This is a genomic window from Microcystis sp. LEGE 08355 (assembly GCF_015207185.1).
Taxonomy (GTDB): domain Bacteria; phylum Cyanobacteriota; class Cyanobacteriia; order Cyanobacteriales; family Microcystaceae; genus Microcystis; species Microcystis panniformis.
On the sequence record NZ_JADEXI010000520.1, the window covers coordinates 1 to 3280 of the forward strand.

Annotated in this window: 7 protein-coding genes; 3 read left to right on the plus strand and 4 right to left on the minus strand. The window is 45.4% G+C overall.

The features are described from left to right. Positions 1–36: 36 nt before the first annotated feature. From IQ242_RS20350 to IQ242_RS20360, 3 genes are read right to left on the minus strand one after another with little or no spacing between them, the layout of a single operon-like run. The gene (locus tag IQ242_RS20350) at positions 37–537 is read right to left on the minus strand and encodes an LptA/OstA family protein (RefSeq protein WP_193961204.1); all 501 of its coding nucleotides are present in this window, start codon (positions 535–537) and stop codon (positions 37–39) included. 49 nt (positions 538–586) lie between these two features. Further along, positions 587–1012: a DUF309 domain-containing protein gene (locus IQ242_RS20355; RefSeq protein ID WP_002767543.1), complete on the minus strand. Its 426-nt coding sequence runs from the start codon at positions 1010–1012 to the stop codon at positions 587–589. 9 nt (positions 1013–1021) lie between these two features. Continuing rightward, positions 1022–1381, minus strand: coding sequence for a ferredoxin thioredoxin reductase catalytic beta subunit (locus IQ242_RS20360; protein ID WP_149976913.1), 360 nt, complete (start codon positions 1379–1381; stop codon positions 1022–1024). A 255-nt stretch (positions 1382–1636) separates the two neighbouring features. On the opposite strand from IQ242_RS20360, the gene IQ242_RS20365 reads away from it, so the two are divergent. Both IQ242_RS20365 and IQ242_RS20370 read left to right on the plus strand, forming a co-directional pair. Further along, entirely contained in the window at positions 1637–1936 is a 300-nt protein-coding gene (locus tag IQ242_RS20365) for a DUF1816 domain-containing protein (RefSeq protein WP_193961205.1), read from the plus strand. Next, positions 1905–2552, plus strand: coding sequence for a ComF family protein (locus tag IQ242_RS20370; RefSeq protein ID WP_193961206.1), 648 nt, complete (start codon positions 1905–1907; stop codon positions 2550–2552). The genes IQ242_RS20365 and IQ242_RS20370 overlap by 32 nt, the downstream gene beginning before the upstream one ends. Before the next feature lie 45 nt (positions 2553–2597). On the opposite strand, the gene psbX is transcribed toward IQ242_RS20370, so the two are convergent. Then, positions 2598–2717, minus strand: a complete 120-nt coding sequence (psbX, locus tag IQ242_RS20375) for a photosystem II reaction center X protein (RefSeq protein WP_002733679.1) — start codon at positions 2715–2717, stop codon at positions 2598–2600. Positions 2718–2935: 218 nt separating this feature from the next. Between psbX and IQ242_RS20380 the strand changes: the two genes are divergently transcribed. After that, the gene (locus tag IQ242_RS20380; protein ID WP_193961207.1) at positions 2936–3235 is read left to right on the plus strand and encodes a hypothetical protein; all 300 of its coding nucleotides are present in this window, start codon (positions 2936–2938) and stop codon (positions 3233–3235) included. Positions 3236–3280 lie beyond the last annotated feature (45 nt).

The window sequence follows — 3280 nt, forward strand, 5'->3', positions numbered from 1 at the left end:
GAAATAATCTCCTGTCTCCTGTCTCCTGTCTCCTAATCACTGCGGGTTAATAATTGGAGCAGCGGGGAGGGAAGGGGAAGGTATGGGTGCGGGTACAGGGGAGGCTGCTGGTTGGGGAGAAGTTTCGTTATCTTTGACTAGATTAATTGACTCCACCTGCTGACTGGTTTGGGGAGTAGCGATAAATCTGCCCTCATCGACTAGATAAGTCATCGTTTCGGCGCGGATACTGTTGCCTTCTTGCAAAACATAAACATTACCCGTCATCACTAAACGACGTTCGCGGCTAAAATACTGAGCTTGGGCAGAAGTGGCCTGCATTTTGCGGGCAGGGTAGAACACTTGTACGTTACCCCTAGCAGTAATTACCCCCGTTTTTGAGTTTGCCTCCTGAATATCCGATCGCACTGTCATGGCATTACCGGGTACAATATTCTGCTGTGCCTTGACTAGGGGAGAAGTACCTAATCCCATGACTAAGCTAGTAGAAACGAGGGAAACTAGCCATCCTCTGATTTTTGCGGATCTTGCTCTCATAGAAATGTCACCTATAGACGTAATTGTATTGACTAACTAATCTAGCTGTTTAGAGGACGGGATGACTTTTGAGGATTTTCGGCAGAGAACAGATAGATCGATCGAGGTGGGGATGGGGATGTTCCTGATTGCTTTTCATCGCTTCTAGCACTGCCGGTAAAGCTTGGGGATCGAGATTCTGTAAAAAGTTTAATAGATCCAAACTCTCCCCAACCAAGTGCGTCACGTTGATCCCCTCGTAATCGGGTTGATAGTGTTGCAAACGTCTCACCCCTTCTCCCAAAAGGATTACCGCTCCGCGCCAGTTATTATTTTCCAGATGGTAACAAGCGACAGCAATCTGCAAAATGCCTTGATAAAAGGTTTTTTCAGGCTCTGCGGACTCCATCCACAAAGCCTCTAGGGTATCATGACAAGCATAGAATTGCTGGCGATTAAATTCGTCGATTCCTTGCCCAAAAGCGCTGGCTGTCATTACCCTATACTAATGCCCCTTCATCGATTCGCGGACTTCTTGGATATAGTCGAGGGAAATTGTCTGTTCTTCTCCGGCAAACTCGTTATCGGGGGTAATAAATAGCATACAGTGACATTCTTTCCGTTCCCGCATCGGTACACAGGGACAATTCCAGAAAGTATTTTTTACCTCCGCTTCTTTGTCTTCGTAGTGACGACAGGGACATAAAGGAGCGCCTAATTCGTCCTTATGACGCGCTAATCCCTCAATTACTACCGCTGTTACCGAGAGATCGCTACAGAAATAAGTATTTGTACCTTTAGCGTACTGTTCGGCAAACTTCTTCATCGCCTCAAGACTCTTATCTGTGTCCGTGATCTGGCTCATAGTTATCTGATCCCCTTAGCTTTCTACAAAAAAACTCCTTACTATCCTATCTCGATCCGCTTCCCCTTGGCTGAGGGGAATTTTTAGAATCTCTTTCGATTTTACGACCGATCCCCTTGTTAATCTAATACGATAAAAAGACTCTCTTTGGCCAAAAGCTCGATTTTTTGGCCAGCAAATCGGAATTATGGGGGCAAAGTTCCTAAAAACCTGTCCTTGATTCCTGCAATCCCTGTCCCCTATCACTACCAGAACATGATTTTATCTTTCTTGGAGACAAATAAAATTTCTGACGATAATACACCTTGGTGGCTGAAAATTACCTCCCTTTATCCCCACTGTATCTACTATTTTGGTCCCTTTGCTTCTTTTGAGGAAGCACAACAGCATCAGGGGGGTTATCTACAAGATATAGAGTCCGAAGGAGCGCAAGAAATCAGTCTTTCGATCGAGCGGAGTAATCCCCGTTATTTGACCGTTTTTGACGATGGAAATCAGGATATAGCTAAAACTTTGACTTCCCATGCTCGAACCTTTTCTCGCTTTATTTCTTAAGTCTCCCTGTCCTCTTTGTCAACGGCAGAGCGAGCGAGAGCTTTGCCGTGATTGTGGGCGACAATTACAGGCCTATCGTCAGAATAACCCGCTTTTTCTCTGGCGTGGTTCTATTCCCCTGTTTATCTGGGGACGCTATGAAGGTAAATTAAAACAGGCGATCGCTAAAATGAAATACGATCGCCATCCCGCTCTCGGCTCTTTGCTAGGCAGTTGCATGGGGGAAACTTGGCTGCTGCGTCCTCCCCTCACCGATAAACGTTTGACGGTGATTCCTATCCCTCTCCATCCAGAAAGATTAAGGGAAAGGGGTTTTAATCAAGCAGAAGTCATTGCCGAGGGTTTTTGTCGTTTAACCGGTTATCCTCTGGCTAGTCGCGGATTAATTCGGATTAAGAACACGGCAGCCTTATTTAGTCTGGCAGCCGAGGAAAGAAAAAAGACGATGCAAGCGGCTTTTCAACTGGGGAAAAATTTACCGAAATCAGTACCGATTCTCTTAATTGACGATATTTATACCACAGGAACCACGATCGAGGAAGCTGTGCAGGTTTTACGCACAGAGGGATATCGGGTAGTCGGTGCGATCGCTCTTGCCAGTTCCAAAATTAGCTAAAATGCCCAGACGGAATCGGTCTAGGCATTTTAGAGTTAGATTAAATTAAGTCCGTTTGATCTTGTCGTATTGACTGATGAAAATCAAACCGATAGTGGCAGGGATCAGGACGATAACCGCACCTAAAACAAGGCTCCAGAGAAAGTTAGCTAAAGAGGGTGTCATGATAGATAAATCCTTTGTCATATTTTCAAAGACTTAGTTTTTTATCTTATCACCTTGGGCGAGAAGACCCCCAGTTCCACGACCAGATAGATGCGATCGCAGGTTTTATATGTCTTCAATCCCTCAAAATAAAATCTCCCTTGACTTCTCAAGGGGATAGGGATGTTTGACAATGGGTGATAGTTACAAAACTTTAAACTAGATTGGCAAAGATTGTTATGGCTACTGACGATCGCAAACGTCGCATTCTCGATCATCTCTCCAGAAGTACGAGTGGTGCTGACTATATTCCTAAAAAACCGCTGCCAATTGTGGAAACTACCCCAGTGGCAGCGGAACCCGTGGCAGCGCCGCCGCCAGTAACTCCTTCACCAGAATTAACTGCTAAAGAGCGCAAAAGAAAGATAATGTCCCATCTTTCCATGAGTAGTCAAGATTTTGGCGAAATTACTAGCACTGCCCCCGAAGAAAAGCGCAAACGCCAAATTAATGACCATCTGCGCCAAAGCCAAGGATAAATAGGGTTTGCTGAAAAAGTTTTTCGGTGGTGGCAGGGTGTGGGG

Excerpts from the sequence above, each read along its gene's own strand:
- psbX (WP_002733679.1), bottom strand. The coding sequence starts at position 2,717 with ATGACACCCTCTTTAGCTAACTTTCTCTGGAGCCTTGTTTTAGGTGCG.
- IQ242_RS20370 (WP_193961206.1), top strand. The coding sequence starts at position 1,905 with ATGCTCGAACCTTTTCTCGCTTTATTTCTTAAGTCTCCCTGTCCTCTT.
- IQ242_RS20355 (WP_002767543.1), bottom strand. The coding sequence starts at position 1,012 with ATGACAGCCAGCGCTTTTGGGCAAGGAATCGACGAATTTAATCGCCAG.
- IQ242_RS20365 (WP_193961205.1), top strand. The coding sequence starts at position 1,637 with ATGATTTTATCTTTCTTGGAGACAAATAAAATTTCTGACGATAATACA.
- IQ242_RS20350 (WP_193961204.1), bottom strand. The coding sequence starts at position 537 with ATGAGAGCAAGATCCGCAAAAATCAGAGGATGGCTAGTTTCCCTCGTT.
- IQ242_RS20360 (WP_149976913.1), bottom strand. The coding sequence starts at position 1,381 with ATGAGCCAGATCACGGACACAGATAAGAGTCTTGAGGCGATGAAGAAG.
- IQ242_RS20380 (WP_193961207.1), top strand. The coding sequence starts at position 2,936 with ATGGCTACTGACGATCGCAAACGTCGCATTCTCGATCATCTCTCCAGA.